Here is a 19,778-nt window from a genome sequence, read left to right on the forward strand (position 1 = left end):
GAAGCCGCTCGCGCACAATCTCTTCGGCTCGCTCACTCCGCCAAATATTCGCGCAACAGCAGGCGTGCACGGTGCAGCCGCGCTTTCACTGCCTGTCGCGAAAGATCGAGAGCCGCGGCGATCTCGTCGATCGTCATCTCCTGGAGGTCGCGCATCAGAGCCACGTCGCGATAGTGCGGCGGCAGAGCCTCGAAGGCCGCTGCCAGATCAAGCCGCAACACATGTTCGGGCCGCTGCACCAGACTTGTTTCAAGTGCGTCCTCGTCTACGGCGGCGATCATGCCGGTACGTCGGGCGAGCCTCAGGCACTCCCGCCGCACCACGCTGAAAAACCAGTTCGACAGGGTCGCGAGTGCCCGGATCGCGCCGACATGGCGCGACAGAAGCCAAAGCGTTTCTTGTGTCGCATCGTCGACATCGGCGGTCCGGCAGGTTGCTCGGGCATATCGGCGAATATCCGGCTGCGTCCGCTCGAGCAGCCGGACGATCGCATTGCGATCGCCGTGGCGGGCGGCTTCGAAAATTTCAGTCGTCACCGCCTTTGTGTTCATGGCTTGATCCGATCATGGATCCCGGCAACGGCGCAGGCCGGGCAATAGCCGATGAGGCCGGTGAGGACGAAGGTGAGGGCCGATACGCCCACCAAGAGGGCGATCCACCCGCTCAGGAAACTGTATGCCATCACAGCCGCGCCAACCCCAAGGCCAATCCGCACGATCTGCTGCCCCTTACCTATATTCTTGCGAAAAAATGTCATGCAACACCTCCGGTGCAAACCGAGACCCATCGTCTCAGTCACAAGAGGCGCGGAACCCGGAAAAGGATTCGCGACGGCACGACTTTTTTCGTGACGGCGGATCCATCGGTACCAAATTTGGGCCGCTGTACTTCTGCCATGGCGCCGGCCAAGTGCTGTTCGGCCGTTGGCCGTCCCTTGACGCCGTCCGCCGAGCGTCTCCGTGCCCTCGATCCGGATTATCTCGCTTGCGAGCCATCCGGGTTCCCAACGGAGATTCCTGTTCGATGAAACGAATACTGGTGACCCTGGTTGCAATGATTGCGCCGATTGCCATGGCTGAGGCTCATGCCGAGCCGCTTTCAAGTGCCTTGGCGAAGGCCTACCACAACAACCCGACGCTCAATGCAGCGCGGGCCGGAGTGCGCGCGAGCGCGTACGACATCGACATCGCACGGTCGGCGATGCATCCGAAAATCACCTGGCGCAGCGGGATCGGGTACAATTCCAGTGCGGCGACCAATCGCGGCACGTTTGGTATCGTTCTCGATCAGACCGTCTTCGACGGCCTGCAGACGACCAACAATGTCGAGGTCAATAAGGCGCGACAGCGCGCCGCCGAGGAAAACACCCGCAACACCGAGCAGAACATCCTGTTCGAGGCGACCGAGGCATATATGGACGTGGTGCTGACGCGCCGCATCGTCGCGCTACGCAAACAGGATCTGGATTTCCTCAAGGAGCTCACGCGATCCGAGATCGCCCGCCACCAAGCAGGCGAACGGACCCGAACAAACATCGCTCAGGCCGAGGCGCGCCGCGCTGCGGCGCAGGCGGAACTGAGCCTCGCCCATGCCGAAGCCAAGCGTGCCCAAGCGACCTACAGGCAGGTCATCGGCGACGAACCGGGCAATTTAACCGGTGGAAAAGTTCCCGTGAAAATGCTGCCCGCCAACATCGATAAGGCGCTGGCGATTGCCGCCAAGCAGCATCCCGCTCTTCTGGCGAAACGGCACCTCGCCGAAGGCGCCATGTTCAATGTTGCCGTCAGCGAGGGAAAGCTCCTGCCGACCGTGAAGGGGGCGATCGGGATTGGCAGAGGTGAGCGCGTGAGCGCGATCGACGCAATGGCGTTCGACGGATCGGCGACGGAGCAAAAGGCGGGCATCGAGCTCAAGGTACCCATCTATCAGGGAGGAAAGGCGGCGGCCGAGGTACGGCGCTCGAAGGAGGACCTCGGGAAATCGAACTTCACCGTCGACGTTCAGCACGCCGAAGTTCAGTCGAAGGCGGCCTCTGCCTGGGCGCAATACCAGGGAGCGCTCGCAACCGCGTCCGCCAACCGGGCCGCCGTCAAGGCGGCAAAAATGGCCAAAGACGGCATGATGGCAGAACAAGCGATCGGCCAGCGCACGCTACTCAACGTACTGGAAGCCCAGGCCGACGTGGTGAAGGCGCAGGTGAAGCTCGCCACCGCTGAGCGGGAGACCGTCGTCGGAGGCTACCGCATCCTGTCGGCCATCGGCAGGCTCGGGGCCAAGGACCTGGGCCTCGTGGCCCGACGGGCGGATACCGAGACACGATGAGCGGACAAGCTCCCTAATGTTGCGCCGTGGCCCTCGCCGCGGTGGATTGCGACATGTTGCGTCTGAGGGGAAATCGGCCACCTATCCAAATGTCTCGATGCCTTCCGTCAGGTCGTACCAGGTATGTCGGCGCGAGGCCCAGAAGACGGCGGCGGGCGGCGGGAAGTCCGGGTCGGCAAAGCAGCCCGCGGAGATCATCACCGCGTCCGTCAGCGCCTCCGCCTCCATGTAGACCAGCGTTCCGCATGTCGGGCAGAAGGTCTGGTCCACCCAGCGGCCGGCGTCGCTGCCGCGTCGCCACACCCGGCGTTCCCCTTCGATGCCGATGACGGACGCTCTGGAAAATCGGGCGCGATAGCCGAAGCCCGATCCCGTTGCGCGTTGGCATTCCAGACAGGCGCAGGCGTAGACACGGGCAGGGGGTCCGTTCACGGTAATCTTCAGGCCACCGCAGGCACAGCTTGCCGTTCTCTTGCAGGCACGTTCTAGCGCCTGCGGCCGTCCATTGTCTTGCAGGCGATCGCTCGTGGTCATGGCACCGACCTGGCCAGGGCCGCGCGTTCACTCGGCAGATAACTTGAAGCAAACGCGCCAGGCTTCAGAAATATCCGGGCGCGCGCGGGGCCAATGCGCCCGCCGCCGGCAACACCTATATTGGTCATGAACGACAACTCCGATTGAAAGCTGCCGTCTAATAGGAGCGGCTTTCGGAGCCTGTAAATTACGCACTTTAAAGTAAGCGGTAACTCGAAAGTAGGGAGCGGGGCGCGTGAAACGGTTGCAGCAGGACGATTGTGGCTTCGCATCGGCGCTGAACGCGATCGGCGGCAAATGGAAGACCCTGATATTGTGGGAGATCAACATCGAACCGCGTCGCTTCGGCGAGTTGCGACGTCTTCTGCCGGGGATCAGCGAAAAGGTCCTGGCACAACAACTTCGCGAAATGGAAGCCGATCGTCTGGTTCGCCGCGAGGTTTTTCCGGGCGCCGTTCAAAGGGTCGAGTATTCGGTGACGGAGTTCGGCAAGACCCTGAACGAGGCGGTCACGGTCCTGTCGACGTGGGGCAAGGAACATCAGGCAAGGCTTGCCGCGAAGGGCGAAGGATATGGCGCCGATCCCGGCCGAAACTGAAACTGCAGCCCTTGGGTGATGAGGAATGGCTGGCATTCGCTCCAGGAGTGATGGCGCAGCGAGACGGGGTGTTCAGCCGTATGCGGCGGCCGGATATGTTTTGGCCGCCGCCGCAATCCTAATGTGAGCCTGGGTACTGGAAGCCTCAGGCCTTTATGTCGGACAAGCTACGAGTCGTAATGCTCGGGCATTTCCTTGAGTTGATCCTTGGTCCACGTCGTTACGGCGTGGACGTCGCCGTCTTCGTCACGCATGAAATCGAGATCGGCAAGCGGCACGGCAACGGGTTTTGCTCCGATGCCCAGAAACCCGCCGACGTCGATGACGACGGTGCTCGCTGTGCCGGCGCCGTGGACGTGGTCGACCGTGCCGACCTTATCGTCGTCCGCTCCGTAAACCGTTGCCCCTTCCAAAATCGCCGGTGTCAGTTCCGTGGCTGCAAGGCGTACGTGACCAGTGTGATCCATCTTCGTTGCTCCTTTGACTTGATAGGGGGAGAACCGACTCGAGCGCAAACGGTTCCATCACCGTGTCACAGGCTGAAGCACGGGCGGTCGTTTCCAGAAGGGCTGCGAATGTCGCGTCATCGCCGTGCCGGCGGCGGGCCGACGGAGTTGCGGATGACGAGGTCCGGTCGCAGCAGGATTTCGGTTTCGGAAGGGGCCTGGTCTGAAAGCAGTTCCAGAAGCAGCGCCATCGCGTGTTTGCCGATGGCGGTGCGGGGCTGGCGGATGGTCGTCAGCGAAGGCGTCATGAAACTCGCCTGCGGGACATCGTCGAAGCCTGTGACGGAAAAATCATCTGGGATGTCGTAGCCGCGGGCGCGCAGGCCAAGCGTCACGCCAAGTGCGGTCTGGTCGTTGACGCACATGAAGGCGGTCGGCAGGTCGTCACGCATGAAGAGTTGTTCGAGCGCCAGCCTGCCGCTTTCCACGGTGCCGTCGCCTTCCATGATCAGACGGCGATTGATGGCAATATCGGCCGCTGCAAGCCCCGCTTCATATCCCTGCCGCCGGCGACCATAGGCAAGGCGGGTGTTGGAATCGCCGATGAAGGCGATACGCCGGTGGCCTTCGGAAATCAGGAGATCGACGACTTTGCGAGCGCCCTCGACGTCATCGACCCCGACATAGGGGATGCCGCCGTTAAAGACCGGCTCGAAAACGCCGACGGTCGGCGGCAGCCGCGCCGTTAGCGTCTGATGGCCGAAGGGAAGGATGCCCGTAAACAGGATCATGCCCGCCGCCTGGTTGGAATTGAAGAACTTCAAATATTCCAGGCCACGCTGGGCGTCGTTCTGCGTATGGCCGATCAGGACGCCGTAACCATGCGCGCGCGCTTCGTTTTCGAGACCCACCAGAATGCTGGAAAAGTTCGGATCACCGATATCCGGTGCGACAACGAGGATCATGTTCGACCGCCCGAGCCGCAGGCTGCGCGCCATCGCATTGGGTGTGTAGCCGGTAATCGCGATCGCCTGGTTGACCTTGAGGCGCGTCGATTTGGCTACCTTTTCCGGCATGTGAATGGCCCGCGATACGGTCGCGATCGACACTTCGGCGATCCGTGCGACGTCTTCAATGGTTGCGGGCTGGGAATTGGACACACTTGACCTCGGGATTTGCTGCGAGGACGTTACACAGGTTCGCCCGACGGTCAAACGAAGAAGCCAAAAAAATTGTCGAGCAATCACGATGTAAACCTTTACATCGGTGAGTGTAAAGGTTTACATCATTGAAATAGCGGTGGAGGCCGCAGGGAGGGGATAATGACCACGGAGCATGTCGACGGGGCTCCCGTCGTGCTGTCGGCGCGCCGCATCAGCAAATCGTTCAGCGGCGTGCAGGTCCTGTTCAGCGTCGATTTCGAGCTTCGCCAGGGCGAAATCCATGCGCTCATGGGCGAGAACGGGGCTGGAAAATCCACGCTGGTGAAGATCCTGTCGGGCTTCGAGCAGCCGACATCGGGCGAGATCCTGCTTGACGGGAAGTCGACGAAGCTGCCGGCCAATGGCGCTGCGGAAGCGCTCGGCATCGTCATCATCCACCAGGAATTCAATCTTGCCGAACATCTGACCGTTACCGAGAGCCTGTTTCTCGGCCGCGAGGTAACCCGTTTCGGCGTGCTCGACCGCAAGTTCATGCGCGCCGAGACCCGTCGTGTGCTCGATCTCCTCGGTTCGCATGTCGATGAGAGCGCGATGATCGGATCGCTCTCGATTGCCGAAAAGCAGATGGTCGAGATCGCCAAGGCCATCAGCCGCGATGCGCGCGTCGTGTTCATGGACGAGCCGACGGCTGTGCTGTCGCGCGAGGAGACGAACTTCCTGTTCCGGCTGGTGCGCAAGCTGCGCGACAAGGGAACGAGCTTCGTCTTCGTGTCGCACAAGCTCGACGAGGTGATGGAACTGACCGACCGCGTGACGGTGCTGCGCGACGGCCAGTGGATCAAGACGTCGCCGACCTCCATTCTCGACGGCGAGGCGATCGCCCAGCTGATGGTCGGGCGTGAGCTGTCGAGCCTTTATCCCGCAAAGAACGAGCCGGATGTCGACGAAGACGTGGTTCTGCGCGTCGATGCGGTATCGACCGGCTATGTCCGCGACGCGAGCTTCGAGGTGCGCCGCGGCGAAGTCCTCGGCTTTTCCGGCATGATCGGCTCAGGCCGGACGGAGCTGATGGAGGCGATCGTCGGCTTGCGCGCGCGCACGGCCGGCGAGGTGCTGGTGCGTGGCGAGCCGGTGCCATCCGGCGACGTGCATGCGGCCAACAAGGCTGGCCTTGCCTATATGACCAAGGACCGCAAGGCCAAGGGGCTCCTGCTCAATGCCGGCATGATGGCGAACCTGACGCTGCAATCGCTCGGCCGCCACAGCCGCCTCGGCTATCTCGATCCCGGCAGCGAAGAGGCGGCCCTGGTCAAGGCGCGGCGTCGCTTCGACATTCGCGTGCGGGACGACAAGATCGTAGCCGGGCGCATGTCCGGCGGCAATCAGCAGAAGCTGCTTCTCGCCAAGGTCATGGAAACTGACCCCAGCATCATCATCATCGATGAGCCGACGCGGGGCATCGACGTCGGCACCAAGCAGCAGATCTATCACTTCATTTCGGCGCTCGCCCGGGATGGCCGCTCGATCATCGTCGTCTCCTCCGAGATGCCGGAGATCATTGGCCTTTGCAGTCGCGTCGCGGTCATGCGGGAAGGCCATATCGCCGGCATTCTCGAAGGCGACGAGATCTCCGAACAGGAGATCATGCGTTACGCCGCAGGCCTGAAGAAAAAGACGGCGGCTTGAGCCGCATCAGCGGCGCGGCCGACGGCAACAACAACAAGATTCCCGACAGATGGGGGAGGTTCGATTGGACATGAGCGTGAACCAGGAAGGCAGCCAGGAAGCCATCCGCCGCCGCAGCTGGCGTGACATTGATCTGAGGGCAGTGGCGCCATTCGTTGCGCTGGCGTTGCTTCTCGTGGTCGGCGCGCTGGTCAATCCCAATTTCATCAGCATCACCAACCTCGCCAATGTCGCCACCCGAAGCGCCTTCATTGCGATCATCGCGGTTGGCGCGACCTTCGTGATTTCGTCCGGAGATCTCGACCTCTCCGTGGGCGCCATGGTCGCGTTCATCGCCAGCCTGATGATCCTGTTCATGAACTCCGGCGTCATTGCCGATCCGGTTCTCATGCTCCTGGCGGCAATCCTCTTTGCCATCGTCGCCGGTGCGCTTTGCGGCCTCACCAACGGCCTGATCACCACCGTCGGCAAGATCGAGCCCTTCATCGCGACACTCGGCACCATGGGCATCTATCGCGGGCTGACGACCTGGCTCTCGCAGGGCGGAGCGATCACGCTCAAGGAGCCTGAGCTGCAGGAAATGTACCGGCCAGCCTATTTCGGCACGATCGCCGGCGTGCCGGTTCCGATCGTCGTCATCCTTGTGGTGACTGCTGTTGCTGCCTTTGTCCTCTACCGCACGCGCTACGGTCGCCACGTCGTTGCTGTCGGTTCCAACCGCGACGTTGCCCGCTATTCGGGCATCTCCGTCAATCGCGTGCGCACCATCGCCTTCGTCATTCAAGGGCTCTGCGTTGCGGTCGCTGTTCTCCTCTATGTGCCGCGCCTCGGCTCGACCTCGGCCACGACGGGCATTTTGTGGGAGCTGCAGGCGATCACCGCCGTCGTCGTCGGCGGCACGGCGCTGAAGGGCGGCGCAGGGCGCGTCTGGGGCACGATCTGCGGCGCGTTCATCCTCGAGTTGGTCGGCAACATCATGCTGCTCTCCAACTTCATCAGCGAATATCTGATCGGTGCCATCCAGGGCGCGATCATCATCATTGCGATGCTCGTCCAGCGTTCGCTGGTGCGGAAGTCGTGAGACGGCCGGGCCTACAGGTCTCCCGGCCTTGAACAGGCTGACCTGAAATTTGGGAGGAACTTAATGCACAAGAAGCTATTCGGCCTGACCCTTGCCGCGATGACCGCCTTTGCCGGCGTGTCTCACGCGCAAGAGGAAAAGAAAGTAACCATCGGCGTCTCAATCCCGGCGGCCGACCATGGCTGGACGGCCGGCGTGGTGTTCCATGCCGAACGGGTCGCCAAGATCCTGATGGAGCGTAATCCCGGCCTGAACGTCATCGTCAAGACCTCACCCGATCCGGCAAGCCAGGCCAACGCCGTGCAGGATCTTGAGACGCAAGGCATCGACGCGCTCGTCATCCTGCCGACCGATCCGGATCCACTGGTCAACGCCATCAAGGAAGTGAAGGGCAAGGGGACCTTCGTCGCTCTCGTCGACCGTGCCCCGAGTGTCAACGACAACTCGGTGCGTGACCTCTACGTTGCCGGCAACAATCCGGCGCTTGGCCAGGTCGCTGGCGAGTACATCAAGGCAACGACGCCGGAAGCTGAAGTCGTCGTCATCCGCGGCCTGCCGATCCCGATCGACCAGCAGCGCCAGGACGGCTTCGACAAGGGCATCGAAGGCTCGAAGGTCAAGGTTCTCGACCGCCAGTACGGCAACTGGAACCGCGACGATGCCTTCAAGGTCATGCAGGACTACCTGACCAAGTACCCGAAGATCGATGTTGTCTGGTGCCAGGACGACGACATGGCCGTCGGCGTGCTGCAGGCGATCGAGCAGGCCAAGCGCACCGACATCCAGTATGTCGTCGCCGGCGCAGGCTCGAAGGAAATGATCAAGAAGGTCATGGACGGCGACAAGATGATCCCGGTCGACGTGCTCTATCCGCCGGCAATGGTCGGCACGGCGCTCGAAATGACCGTCGCCAACTTCTACGGCCAGGTTCCGGTGCGTGGCGTCTACACGATCGATGCAACGCTCGTGACCAAGGACAATGCGAAGGACTTCTACTTCCCGGATTCGCCGTTCTGATTAAGCTTTGATGTGATGACGGCCCGCGATTTGTGGGCCGTCATCAGGCTCGGCGAGGCTGAAAATACTGCCCCGCGGCCGGCCATCTTGCCGGCCTTTCAATTGCATTAGCATGCTGTTGAATTTCACTATGAATCGTCATAAAACCGTCACATAGCCGCCTGACCTTCCCTTGGCTTCCAGTCAGTTCAACATGAGAGCGATGATGCAAACACCCGCTGTGTCACGTCTGTCATCTGACGCGATAGCCGCTTCCGACGCAGAGCCGGTCGTCGTCGACCAGGCTGGTGCGATCTGCATTCGCAAGGAAAGCGGCGGGGACCGGTTCGAGGTGCTGCTCATTTGCGGCCGCACCACCGGGCTCTGGGGCATTCCCAAGGGGCACCTGGAGTATGGTGAAGACACCCCTGGCGCTGCCGTCCGGGAAGCGTTCGAAGAGGCCGGTGTTATCGGAACGGCGTTAAACGACGAAATCGGCGGCTACACCTACAGCAAGGTCGGCAAGACCGCCGTCTATCACGTCCAGGTTCACCTGATCGCCGTTGTGTCCATGGCGCCCGACTTTCCGGAAAAGGGCGCGCGCGCGATGCGCTGGGTGCCGGCATCCCTCGCGGCGTCGCTTGTCGGGCAGCCTGGCCTTAAAACGCTTCTCACCGAACGGCTGGGCGGGCTTGGAAACGATAGTCTCGCGAGTTGCGCCGATTAGTCACGTCCCTAAAGCCGGTCCCGCCTGCGACGCAGCTCGGCGGCGATCATGGCCTCGTCGCGCCGAAGACTGAGGTGTTGCGCGGCCGCCATGCCATCCTTCCACACCGACATTGCGCCGGCCTCCTTGCCCTCCAGCCAGAGCGATACGCCCGACCACAGCGCGAGTTGAGGCACGCCGATCGGAAAGGCTCGGGCATAACGTTTGAGTTCGCGTAGCGCTTGGGCCTCCCAGCGCGGCCATTCGTCGTAAGCGTGTGCGAGGCCGGCCTCGCGGCCCCGCAGGAAAACCTCGGCGGCGCCGGAGATGCCAACCAAAGTGCTGTGGGACGAAGGCCGGCGCATCAATTTGACCAGTTGCAAGGTTTCGGCGGCCGCCTGGACACTCTCCGCATGCCGCCCCGTGCGCGCGAGCGCCAGCGCCAGCGCACCCTTCGCCGAGATCTGCGCGGCCAGATCGACCGACCCGAGCATCGCCGAGCCGATCAGCCGGAGAATGTCGACGGCCTCGCGCGGCTGATCCGTGTGAAGCACGCACAACGCCTTGCACCGCAACGCCCAGATTTCCTGCTGGATATTGCCGGCATTCTGCGCGCGCGAGAGCAGGGCGGTCGCCGTTGGTTCGAGCGCGGCCTGCTCGCCACGGTAATAGAGCGACCAGAAGCGCATGCCCTGGGCATTGCACCACCGCAATTGGTCGCCGGCTCGAAGGCAGAACTGCTGGCCCTGTTCCAGCCTTGCGTCCACCCCCGCCCATTCTCCGCGCCCGAGCTGCCAGAGCGCGTCGAGATTGCAGACATGCGCATGGATCGCGGTGTCTGAAAGCTCGGTCGCGATCCGCTCCGCCCTTTCCATGAAATAGCGGCACCCGGAGCGCCAGCCCATCATACCGAAGCCGCAGCCGAGCTGCGAGGCGGCGACGGCCATTTCGATCGTCCGTCCGGTCCGTTCGGCGCGCGCCACCGCGCCAACGAGATTGCACATTCCACGGGTGAAGCGCAGCTCGAAGTAGTCAACCAGCGCTGCCTGGTTCAGGCACCGCGCCATTTCCCTCTCCCAGGACAGCCGGTCCTCGCGGCGGGCAAGCTTCGCTGTTTCCGGCAGCATCTGCTGCGCCGCAAGCCGCAAGCTGCGCGCGGCAAGCCGTACCAGCGTCGCAGACGAAGAGACGGGAACCGGTTGGCCGGCCGCTTTCAGCGCATTCCTGACGGCAATGCCCTGCGCGTGAATGTCGCCGCGACTGTAGTGCGCTTCGGCAAGTTTGCGCCGCCAGCGAACCGCCTGCAGTCGCTGTTCGGGCGTCCAGTCCTGCGGCTTCGGCTCGTGCGCCATGCAAATGCCGAGAAAGAACTCGACCTCGCGGAAGGCGCCGACCTGCAAAGCCCTCGCGGCCGCCAGGTCCGCGTATTTCACGACCTTCTCCTTGTTGTCCGCCGCCTCGAAATGCTGAACGAGAACCGCCAGATCTCCACCCATTGCTTCAATGCGGCTGCGCTCCAGCCAGTGGGCGAGCGATGCGTGGAGGCGGCTGCGCAGGTCGCCCGGCATCGATCCGTAGACCACATCGCGCGTCTGGTCGTGACGGAATTCGTAGCTTCCGGCTTGGCCGAGCCGGCGCACCAGATGGGCATCGACCAGCCTTTCGACGGCGGAGCCGAGCCCTTCCGCATTCAGCTCTTCTTTCAGCAATGCCTCCAGCTCGGCAAAGGTGAACGAGCGTCCGATGACGGCCGCCGCTTTGATCACGTCCTGCGATGTCGAATCGAGGCGATCCACTCGCTCTCGGATAACGCGCTCGACTCCCTCGAAATACTGGAGGTCCTCAAGGGGGCGGATCGAGCGCCAGAGGCCATCGCGCACGGCGATCAAGCCTTCGCTCTTCAGCGTCAGCGCGATCTCCTCGGCAAAGAACGGATTGCCTCCGGCAAGGGCAGCGACCCTGCGCGCGAGTTCCTGTTGTGGCGGAACCTCGCCAAGGGTGCGCGAAACGAGTTCGCAAACAGTGCCGTCGTCGAGCTCTTCGAGTTCGAGGATGCGGTAGCGCCGGGCCGGCTCCTCTGTCTCGGTCCCGGCTTCGCCTGCCGCCTCGACCCGTCGTCGCAATTGCTTCAGATCCTCGGGCACCTCTTCGGAGCGCACGCAGAGCACGAGCAGCAGCGAAGGCACAGAACCGAGCACCCATTCGACCAGCCGCCAGGAGGCGGAATCCAGCCACTGGCTGTCTTCGAGTACGAGGGCGAACGGCCGTGGCGCCAAGACGCCGAGGATATCGCCGAGGAGGCGCATGGTCGCATCGGCGCGGTGGGCACCTTCCAGGTGGCGCGTTCCCTCGTTCTGCTCAATCTCGATCGCCAGCAGGTCGTTAAGAAGGGGCAGGCGGTCTGCGATCCACGGCGCCGTGCGGATGCGCGCGGTAATGCTTTCGAGCAGGACGAGGCCATCGCTTTCGACGGGCAATCCCAAAAGCGTTTCAAGAACGCGTCGCCAGGCCAGAAGCGAGCTTCGCCGGTCGTCCCGTTCGGCGAGCGTCACGGCAATCGCCACTCCCGCGGCGTGAAGATTGTCGGTAAAGGTGGCAGCCAGCCTGCTCTTGCCGATGCCGGGTTCGCCCAGGATGACGACAAGACGGCTCGAACCGCCGCGCGTCTCCTCGAAAGCATGCTGCAGGAAAGCAAGTTCCCGCTCTCGGCCAATCAGCGTTGCCGCAGACAGGGCCCGCGACTTCGGCTCAAGAGGCCGAAAGACGGGCGCCACGTCGCCAAGTCCCGCCAGCTGGACGGTTCCGCGTTGCTCGAAATCGAAGGACGCCCGGCTTGCCCTTTCGGTCGGCGCATCGCACAGCACATCATTGGAGACGGTCGTGACGAGGCGCACGGCGCGATTGACCGGCGTGCCGAGAACCATCAGCTGTCGGCGGCGCGTGCTGCCGACGACTCGAAACAGGGCTTCGCCCGTCGCCACGCCGACCGAGACGGCAAGCCCCATCTCCGTGATATGGCGACCGATGGCGCGGGCGGCATCCACGGCGCGGGCCGGGTCGTCGCGGTGAAACGTCCCGCGTGTCCCGAAAGCGCAAAGGTAAACGAGCCCCTTGTCGTCGAAGAGGAGTTCGCCCGGAGGACCGCCGTAGCGGTGCGAAATCGCCTGAAGCGTTGCGCAGAGGTTCTGGTGTCGGACGAGCGCTTGGGCATCTTGATGTTGCAGACCGATTATCCGGACGAAAATGACGGACACTGGTCTGATCTCCGCAAGCGTGTCCAGCCGTGCATCGCGATGGACATTGCCTTCGGCTAAGGCGTTGGGGGATGCGGGCTCGATGCCCATCATCGTCGGCGAGGGGCCAAGCAACTCCTGAAGCTGCATCGGCAGGAATGCGACGAGCCATTCGTGCGCGATGTGCGGATGCGCTGGAGCGGCGACGGGCGCGCGCGCATTTGCCTCGCCATCGGTCAGGGCATTTGCCGCCTCTGGTGACAGAACGACTTCCCAGCGATGGGCAAGTGTCTGCGCACTTGCGGCCTGAACGACGGCATCGCCCCCAGCCACAAGGTTCCAGACCGGCTGGCCGCCGATGGCGGCCGCCCAGAGCTGCCCGGCGCCGATGCCGATATGTAGGGTAGGTCCGATTTCGCCTGCACCCGGATTTCGCTGCTCGCGGCTCTCCTTGCAGATCGCTTCGGCGCACTCGGCCGCACTCTTGACCGCGCGCGCCAGACCCGTTTCGTCGGCGGGCCAATAGGCCAGAAGCGAGTCACCCGCAAAGAGGAGGACTTCGCCGCCCCGGTCGCAGACATGGTCGGCGCAACGCGCGTAGGAAATACTGAGCAGCTTCGGGATCTGCACCAGCCCTTCCTTGCCGCGCCGCGCCAGTTGCTCGACGAGGGCCGTATAGCGCGAGACGTCGACAAAGATCACGGCGGCCGGAAACTCTACCGCCGACGGCCGCTCTCCGTGAGAGCCGTGAAGCCGGCCAAGCAAGTTCAGCGGCAAAAACCCTTCGAGCGATTTTGCGATCGTCTCCATGTTTCCTTCGCGCGGTGATTGATCACGAAATGCGCGAAACAGGGGCCATCTTCGCGCAGAAGTGCATTTATCCCTCGCCGATTTGCTGACTCTCGCATATTATTTAGCAATCGCTAAGAGGGCTAGCCGACTTCGATCGATCGGCTTTGGCGGAAACCGCACACGTTTCGGATTTTTGCATTCTTCCCGGATGTCGATGCCCCCTGTTGGGGATCACCGAAAGACATGAGCCATCGCGGCTCGCACACCGAGTTCAGGCGTCAGACGCATCTTATGGAGAGCGTTATGTCCGATTGGAGCTACGGATACCCGCACCGTGCCCGAGACCGACGTCCCGGAGGCGACCATGGCCAGCATTGACTTCGACAACACCTCGCACACCGCGTGGATTTCCCAGGGTTTCGAAAGGCTGGTCGACCGGGTTCGGAAGACGCCGGCGGCGCTCCACTTTGATGTTCTGGTCGTCGGCAGTGGCTATGGCGGCGCAATCGCTGCCGCCACCATGGCCGGCCGCACGAAGGGAGGCGCTCCGATCAAGGTCGGGGTGCTCGAGCGGGGCAAGGAGTATCTGCCGGGCGCGTTTCCAACAGGTCTTGCCGAACTGCCTCGCCATATCCGCCGCGATCGCAACAAGGAAGGGCTGGTCGACGTGCGGATCGGCCCGGAGGTCGTCACGGTGGTCGCAAACGGCGTCGGCGGCGGTTCGCTGATCAATGCCGGCGTCATGGAAGTTCCCGACGAGCGCGTGTTTCACACGCGCTGGCCCGACGACCTCAAGGACCTGACGACCTGGCGGCAGTATTATGATCGTGCGGGCGAGCTTCTGGGCGGCACCGCAAACGGCGTCCCGAACAGCATCTCGAAACATCCCGACGGCATTCCCCAGAAACACAAGTCCTTCCGCAGCATCGCGTCGACGGGTTTTCGCGAGGCAGCGATTACGGTCGCGATGACCGACACGGTGAGCTCGGGAAATGTCAGGCTCAATAAATGCGTGCGCTGCGGCGACTGCGCGACGGGCTGCAATTTCGGCGCAAAGAACTCGCTCGACGTCAACCTGCTCGTGACGGCGCTGCGCAACGAGGCAGAGATCTTCAGCGGCGCGACCGTGCTCAGCGTCAAGCCGGACGGCGGCAACTGGATCGTCGATTGCGTCTACACCGACGCGGCCCTGCGCGCACGCGACGGCGAGGTGCTGCAGGTGCGCGCAGGCAAGGTCGTGCTGGCGGCGGGCACGCTCGGCTCGTTCGAAATCCTGAAGCGCTCACAGGCCAAAGGCCTCAGCCTCTCCGTGCATTTCGGCAACCATTGCTCGACCAATGGCGACATGCTGGTGACCGATTATGCCACGTCAAATCCGGTCAATACCGTCTCGGACGAGGCCGTGCAGCCCTCCAAGCGTGCGATCGGACCCACCATCACCGGCGTGCTCGATCTTCGAAAAACGGCCGGTGTTCTGATCGAGGAACTCTCCGTTCCAGCTGGCCTGCGCCTCGCCTTCACCGAGATCTTTGCAACGCTCAACACGCTTCACGGGCTCGACCGGTTCGACTGGTCGACGCATACGCGGGGCTTTCCGGACGACGACGCCTATGTGGCGCCGACCGCCAGGATCGAACATTCCGCCGTCTATGCCGTCATGGCCGATGACGGCGCCGCCGGTCGTATGGAACTGGATGAAACGGCTTCCGACAGCGATGACGGCGCGGCGCGGATGCGCTGGGACGATCTGCCGTCCCTGCCGGTCTTCGACACCGAGGTTGAGGCGCTGGCGCGGCTGGCGAAGAATACGGGCGGGCGCGTCATCGCCAATCCCGTCTGGAAGCTCCTGCCGGCCAGCCTGAACTGGCTGCTGCAAAACAAGCGCGGTCCGCTCACGACCGTGCATCCGCTCGGTGGCTGCGTGATGGGCAACACCGGCGCGACGGGCGTCGTCGATCATTTGGGGCGTGTTTTCAAATCGGAGCTCCCGAACGACTTCCATAATGGCCTCGTGGTCCTCGACGGCTCGATTATCCCGACGGCGCTTGGCACCAATCCGGCGCTCACCATAGCGGCAGTGGCCCTGCGCGCCTCGGAGACACTCGCGGCCGCCTGGAATTATGTCGCCCCGGCCCCTGCGGCGCCCGGCCTAGCTTTGGTCCGCCCGGTGTTTCGTGAAACCGATGCCGCTGCATCTGCCCCTGATACCGACGCCGAGATCATCGAGCGCCTTGCCGGCCGGCTCAGGTTTTCAGCGCCCGGGACGGCCTCTGAAACGAGAGTTGTCGAGCTCACACTGCGTTTCGAGCCGAAGGCGCTGGCCGATTTGGCGCCAAGCAATGGTGGCGATGGAACCCTTGAGGTCGCGACCGACGCCTCCGTGCCGTTGGCCCGTAGCATGATCCGAATTTTTCCCGCGGATCAGTGGGACAATCTCCATCAGACATGGGCGCCCGCCGGTCTGAAGGAGCAGAAGCTCCAGGCGATCGCCGTCTTTACGGCGCCCCTGACCGGCAGCCTGCGGGTCCTCGAGCGCCAGTCGACGTGGGTCGGCGGCAGGATTTGGCGTGCCGGCAAGGCATGGGTGCTCAACCGAGGCCTGCGCGACAGCTATCAGGCGATCGTCGACGGCGACGGTGGGCCCGGCTTCTTTGAGCGCGTCCGCTCAGGTCTTGCCATCGCCAGCCGGTCCGGCGAGATCCGCGCCTTCGTCTATGATCTGAAGGTCGGCGCGCCGGACCCGATCACCGGTGGCATCTCGCTTGCGGGCGATCGTATCGTCGGCACCAAGCGCTTCACCTATGATCGGCGTTCCAATCCCTGGCGTCAGCTCATGGAAGTCGCGCTGGAGCAATTTCCGGGGTTGGAGGCAGCGTCCGGCGGGCGCGTGCTGACGCTCGACCTCGACTATCTCGCCCGCATCGGCGTGCCGCTCGTGCGCATCACGGAACAGCGCGACGGCGTCGCCGCGATCGGAGCGCTCCTGACTTTCCTCGGGTATTTTCTCCGGCTGCTTTTGGGAATGCATATCTGGAGTTTCCGTGCACCCGATAAAGACAAGGACCCGGCAAACGACGCGGTGGATTTCCGCCCGCCGGCGCAGTTGAAGATCAAGGGCGGCGGCACGGTCGCGGCGCAACGACAGACGCTCGTCGTCGGAACGAGCAAGCCTCAACTCGGCGGCCCGCCGGTTGTCGGGAAAGTACTGCTAACCCGCTATCCCTATCCGGGCACGACGAAGCGGCCGCTGGTGATGATCCACGGATACAGCGCCGGCGGGACGACCTTTGCCCACCACGCCGTCAATCCCAACTTCGCCAGCCATTTCTGGAAGACGGGGCGTGATGTCTGGATCGCCGACCTCAGAACCAGCCCGGCGCACCCGACCGCAAGTGCGGCCTGGAGCTTCGACGAAATCGGCAAGGAAGACGTGCCCTTGGTGTTGCGGACAATCGCCACACAGACCGGTGTGCCGAAACTCGACGTCATCGCCCATTGCATGGGCACGATGGTTTTCAGCATCGCCACACTGGAGGGTAAGATCCAGGACCTCGTCGACCGGGTGGCCTTCACGCAGGTCGGTCCGCTGGTGGTCTTTACGCCTGCCAACATCTTCCGCGCCTATGCGGTGCGTTACCTTCTCGGCTTCCTGCCCGACAGCTACAGCTTCAATCCGGATAAGCCGACGCTCGCCGACGACCTTTGGGACCGCGTGCTTTCGACGCTTCCTTACCCGGTCGAGGAGTTCGACGTGGAAAATCCGATCTGGCCATGGAAGCGGACGCCGTGGACAAGAACCCGGCACCGGATGGACGCGCTCTACGGACGCGACTTCAACGTCGCCAACATGGAGCCCGAAATGCTGCGCTTCATCAACGAGCATTTCGGCGCGCTCAGCCTCAATACGGTCTCCACGACGGTGCATTTCGTGCGTAATGCCATGCTCACCGACTTCCGGGGGCAAAACCGACTGGTGTCACGAGAAGTCCTGCAGGATAAGTGGAAGTTCCCCACCTTCAGCGTCCATGGATCGGGCAACGGTCTCACGGATCCTGCCACCGTCGACCGCATGCGCCGCGTCTTCGACGATGCAGGTCGTGTCTACCTGGAACCCTATCTCAACCCTGGCGCCGGTCACCAGGACGCCCTTATCGGGACGACCCGGCATGCGACCTTGCAGAAGATCGAAGCTTTCCTCGACCAGAACATCCAACGCCAGCCTGTGGCCGCAGACACCGAGATGACGGCCTACCCGCCCTGGATCGGGCCGATCATTACCGAGGAGAACGGCGAGCTGACCATTCGCCTTGGCACGCTGCCGTCGATCCGCCAGACCGAGGGCGTGATCATGCTGCGCGTGCTGGTAAACGGCGACGACATCCAGCGCCCGGATGGCCAACCCTGGGATCTGCCTTACATCGTCAGCCACATGATGGTCTACTGGTCCCCGGCGTTGCGCGACAACCACTGGGATGCGTTCAAGGCGCCGCTCCCGACATCGATGCCGGGGTATGATCCGAACTTCCCGGGAAACGCGTTGCTCGTCTTGCTTGCCTACGCGGAAGACAAGCTTCTGCCGCCGTTCATTGAGGAGACATACTACGCGCTCGCCAAGAATGGCGTCGTCTATCGGGCGCTGCTTCGCGAGTCGAACGAGAACCCGGAGAGGGTGCTGGAGATACTTCCCTATCAGCGTTTCGAGCGGATCTCGCAGGCCGCCTCGCGGATGATGGATGCGCCGCAGCCCGACATCAATCCGGGCAAGGCTGTGAAATTTTCGCCGAACCGCCTCGTCTACAAGGACACGACCCCGACGACCAACCTGACGGTCGGCGCCGCTCCGCAGATGGCGACGCCTGCAAGTTCCTCGATGAACCTCAACTTCCTTATGGGAGCGTCGGTTCTGGAAAATCTGGTCGAGCAGGACCGGGCAATGATGGACGGCGTTATCCCCTACGATTCCCCGCTCGCTCCTCCTGTTCAGCCTTCGCCCGCCGGCACCAGCTTCATCCTGGCTTCGTGCCAGTACCCGGCCGGGTTCATCGACAGGAAGGTTGCCTATCGCTCCTATGCCGAGGTCGCTGACAGAATAGGGGCGGGGGTGGGTATCCAGCCGAAGTTCGCGCTCCTCGTCGGCGATCAGGTCTATGTGGATCCGACCGCAGGGCTCTACGATCCGGCCGCGAGCGATGACAGGTATCGCCTCCCTTACGAAGCTTGGTTGCAGGAACGCAGCGTGCGCGAGGTCCTGCGCCGCATACCGTCGTTCATGCTGCTCGACGACCATGAGATCGACGACAACTGGGAGCCGCTTGCCTCTCCGAACGATATCGATACGAATGCCAAGCTGAAGAAGGAGGGTTTCGCGGCCTTCGAGAAATACCAGCGTGGAGTGGATCCCAAGCTGAAGACGTTCGACTACGAGGGCTTCCATTTCTTCCTGCTCGACACGCGCAGCGAAAGGACGCACCGCAAGATCGGCGCCGGGCTTGCCAATGCGACCCTGTTCAAGACGGGCGTCGGCGAGACGATGAGCGACCTGGAGACGTGGCTTTTAAAAAATGGCCCGAAGTTCATAGCGTCGCCATCGATGTTTCTCCCGCGTCATCGCCGGGCGATCCAGCGCGATGCCAGCCTCAGCCCGGACAACCTGAGTGCGCTGCGTTCCGATGGCTGGGATGGCTATCCGAACAGTCTGCGTGATGTTCTCGGCGCCATCGCCGCCGGAAAGATCAAGCATGTCGTGCTCCTCTCCGGTGATGAACACCGGGGCTGCATTGCAACGGCGCTTCTGACGGAAATGGACGGCACGCCGATCACGACCGTGCATTCGATCCACACCGCGGCAATGTATGCGCCTTATCCTTTTGCAAACGGGATCGACGAGGATATCGTCGAGCAGGAGACGTTCGAGTTCGACTACAAGGCCAAGCGCTATCACTGCATCGTCGACGCGACCCGGCCGGCTCCCGGCGACGGTGCGACTTTTCTCCACGTCCGGCAGGATGGCGCCGATTGGAAGCTCGACTGCGAATATGCGGGGACTGTGCAGACGCTCACGCTCTGATCCCATCTCCTGGCGCGTTACTGGTTCAAATCCTTACGGGAAGGCTCGAGCGGGCCCGTTCACGAGGACGTGTCCGGGTGATCCGCCATGCCGTTTTGTCGCCCGATGCCGTCGCTTGACAGTCGGTTCAAAATAAACTTAACATGTTAATGGA

At 62.9% G+C, this 19,778-nt stretch carries 13 protein-coding genes; 7 read left to right on the top strand and 6 right to left on the bottom strand.

Annotation, left to right across the window (positions count from 1 at the left end):
• Nucleotides 1-32 precede the first annotated feature (32 nt).
• The gene (locus IB263_RS22025; RefSeq protein ID WP_110819811.1) at nt 33-551 is read right to left on the bottom strand and encodes an RNA polymerase sigma factor; all 519 of its coding nucleotides are present in this window, start codon (nt 549-551) and stop codon (nt 33-35) included.
• The gene (locus tag IB263_RS22030) at nt 548-757 is read right to left on the bottom strand and encodes a DUF2892 domain-containing protein (protein ID WP_060520293.1); all 210 of its coding nucleotides are present in this window, start codon (nt 755-757) and stop codon (nt 548-550) included. Before IB263_RS22030 ends, IB263_RS22025 begins: the two co-directional genes overlap by 4 nt.
• A 281-nt stretch (nt 758-1,038) precedes the next feature.
• Between IB263_RS22030 and IB263_RS22035 the strand changes: the two genes are divergently transcribed.
• A complete protein-coding gene (locus tag IB263_RS22035) occupies nt 1,039-2,322 on the top strand; it encodes a TolC family outer membrane protein (protein ID WP_181432643.1) in 1,284 nt (427 codons plus the stop codon).
• 81 nt (nt 2,323-2,403) lie between these two features.
• Here the strand turns inward: IB263_RS22035 and IB263_RS22040 are convergent, their stop codons facing one another.
• Nucleotides 2,404-2,754: a GFA family protein gene (locus IB263_RS22040; RefSeq protein WP_234852828.1), complete on the bottom strand. Its 351-nt coding sequence runs from the start codon at nt 2,752-2,754 to the stop codon at nt 2,404-2,406.
• 337 nt (nt 2,755-3,091) lie between these two features.
• Here IB263_RS22040 and IB263_RS22045 point away from each other — a divergent pair, with 337 nt between their 5' ends.
• Nucleotides 3,092-3,454 carry a helix-turn-helix domain-containing protein gene (locus IB263_RS22045; RefSeq protein ID WP_110819809.1) on the top strand — a complete coding sequence of 121 codons (363 nt, stop codon included), beginning with the start codon at nt 3,092-3,094 and terminating at the stop codon, nt 3,452-3,454.
• 167 nt (nt 3,455-3,621) lie between these two features.
• On the opposite strand, the gene IB263_RS22050 is transcribed toward IB263_RS22045, so the two are convergent.
• Nucleotides 3,622-3,921 (bottom strand): PRC-barrel domain-containing protein, encoded by a 300-nt coding sequence (locus IB263_RS22050; protein ID WP_110819808.1) that lies wholly within the window; start codon nt 3,919-3,921, stop codon nt 3,622-3,624.
• Nucleotides 3,922-4,037: 116 nt separating this feature from the next.
• Nucleotides 4,038-5,060 (bottom strand): LacI family DNA-binding transcriptional regulator, encoded by a 1,023-nt coding sequence (locus IB263_RS22055; RefSeq protein WP_060520289.1) that lies wholly within the window; start codon nt 5,058-5,060, stop codon nt 4,038-4,040.
• 162 nt (nt 5,061-5,222) lie between these two features.
• On the opposite strand from IB263_RS22055, the gene IB263_RS22060 reads away from it, so the two are divergent.
• The 4 genes from IB263_RS22060 (at nt 5,223) to IB263_RS22075 (ending at nt 9,553) form a co-directional block, all read left to right on the top strand.
• The gene (locus tag IB263_RS22060) at nt 5,223-6,749 is read left to right on the top strand and encodes a sugar ABC transporter ATP-binding protein (protein WP_110819807.1); all 1,527 of its coding nucleotides are present in this window, start codon (nt 5,223-5,225) and stop codon (nt 6,747-6,749) included.
• 70 nt (nt 6,750-6,819) lie between these two features.
• The gene (locus IB263_RS22065) at nt 6,820-7,830 is read left to right on the top strand and encodes an ABC transporter permease (RefSeq protein ID WP_110819806.1); all 1,011 of its coding nucleotides are present in this window, start codon (nt 6,820-6,822) and stop codon (nt 7,828-7,830) included.
• Between the two features lie 63 nt (nt 7,831-7,893).
• Nucleotides 7,894-8,847 carry a substrate-binding domain-containing protein gene (locus IB263_RS22070; RefSeq protein ID WP_034798145.1) on the top strand — a complete coding sequence of 318 codons (954 nt, stop codon included), beginning with the start codon at nt 7,894-7,896 and terminating at the stop codon, nt 8,845-8,847.
• Between the two features lie 202 nt (nt 8,848-9,049).
• On the top strand, nt 9,050-9,553 hold the full coding sequence (locus IB263_RS22075) for an NUDIX hydrolase (RefSeq protein WP_060520287.1): 504 nt from the start codon (nt 9,050-9,052) through the stop codon (nt 9,551-9,553).
• An 8-nt stretch (nt 9,554-9,561) separates the two neighbouring features.
• On the opposite strand, the gene IB263_RS22080 is transcribed toward IB263_RS22075, so the two are convergent.
• Nucleotides 9,562-13,575: an AAA family ATPase gene (locus IB263_RS22080; RefSeq protein WP_192439001.1), complete on the bottom strand. Its 4,014-nt coding sequence runs from the start codon at nt 13,573-13,575 to the stop codon at nt 9,562-9,564.
• A gap of 346 nt (nt 13,576-13,921) precedes the next feature.
• Between IB263_RS22080 and IB263_RS22085 the strand changes: the two genes are divergently transcribed.
• Nucleotides 13,922-19,624, top strand: a complete 5,703-nt coding sequence (locus IB263_RS22085) for an alpha/beta fold hydrolase (RefSeq protein WP_192439002.1) — start codon at nt 13,922-13,924, stop codon at nt 19,622-19,624.
• Nucleotides 19,625-19,778: the final 154 nt, after the last annotated feature.

The organism is Ensifer sp. ENS03 (genome assembly GCF_014852035.1).
GTDB classification, from domain to species: Bacteria; Pseudomonadota; Alphaproteobacteria; order Rhizobiales; family Rhizobiaceae; genus Ensifer; species Ensifer adhaerens.

Bases quoted from the DNA above. Each gene is read 5' to 3' on its own strand.
- IB263_RS22065 (WP_110819806.1), top strand. From the start codon at position 6,820: ATGAGCGTGAACCAGGAAGGCAGCCAGGAAGCCATCCGCCGCCGCAGC.
- IB263_RS22060 (WP_110819807.1), top strand. From the start codon at position 5,223: ATGACCACGGAGCATGTCGACGGGGCTCCCGTCGTGCTGTCGGCGCGC.
- IB263_RS22085 (WP_192439002.1), top strand. From the start codon at position 13,922: ATGGCCAGCATTGACTTCGACAACACCTCGCACACCGCGTGGATTTCC.
- IB263_RS22080 (WP_192439001.1), bottom strand. From the start codon at position 13,575: ATGGAGACGATCGCAAAATCGCTCGAAGGGTTTTTGCCGCTGAACTTG.
- IB263_RS22075 (WP_060520287.1), top strand. From the start codon at position 9,050: ATGATGCAAACACCCGCTGTGTCACGTCTGTCATCTGACGCGATAGCC.
- IB263_RS22025 (WP_110819811.1), bottom strand. From the start codon at position 551: ATGAACACAAAGGCGGTGACGACTGAAATTTTCGAAGCCGCCCGCCAC.
- IB263_RS22030 (WP_060520293.1), bottom strand. From the start codon at position 757: ATGACATTTTTTCGCAAGAATATAGGTAAGGGGCAGCAGATCGTGCGG.
- IB263_RS22070 (WP_034798145.1), top strand. From the start codon at position 7,894: ATGCACAAGAAGCTATTCGGCCTGACCCTTGCCGCGATGACCGCCTTT.
- IB263_RS22050 (WP_110819808.1), bottom strand. From the start codon at position 3,921: ATGGATCACACTGGTCACGTACGCCTTGCAGCCACGGAACTGACACCG.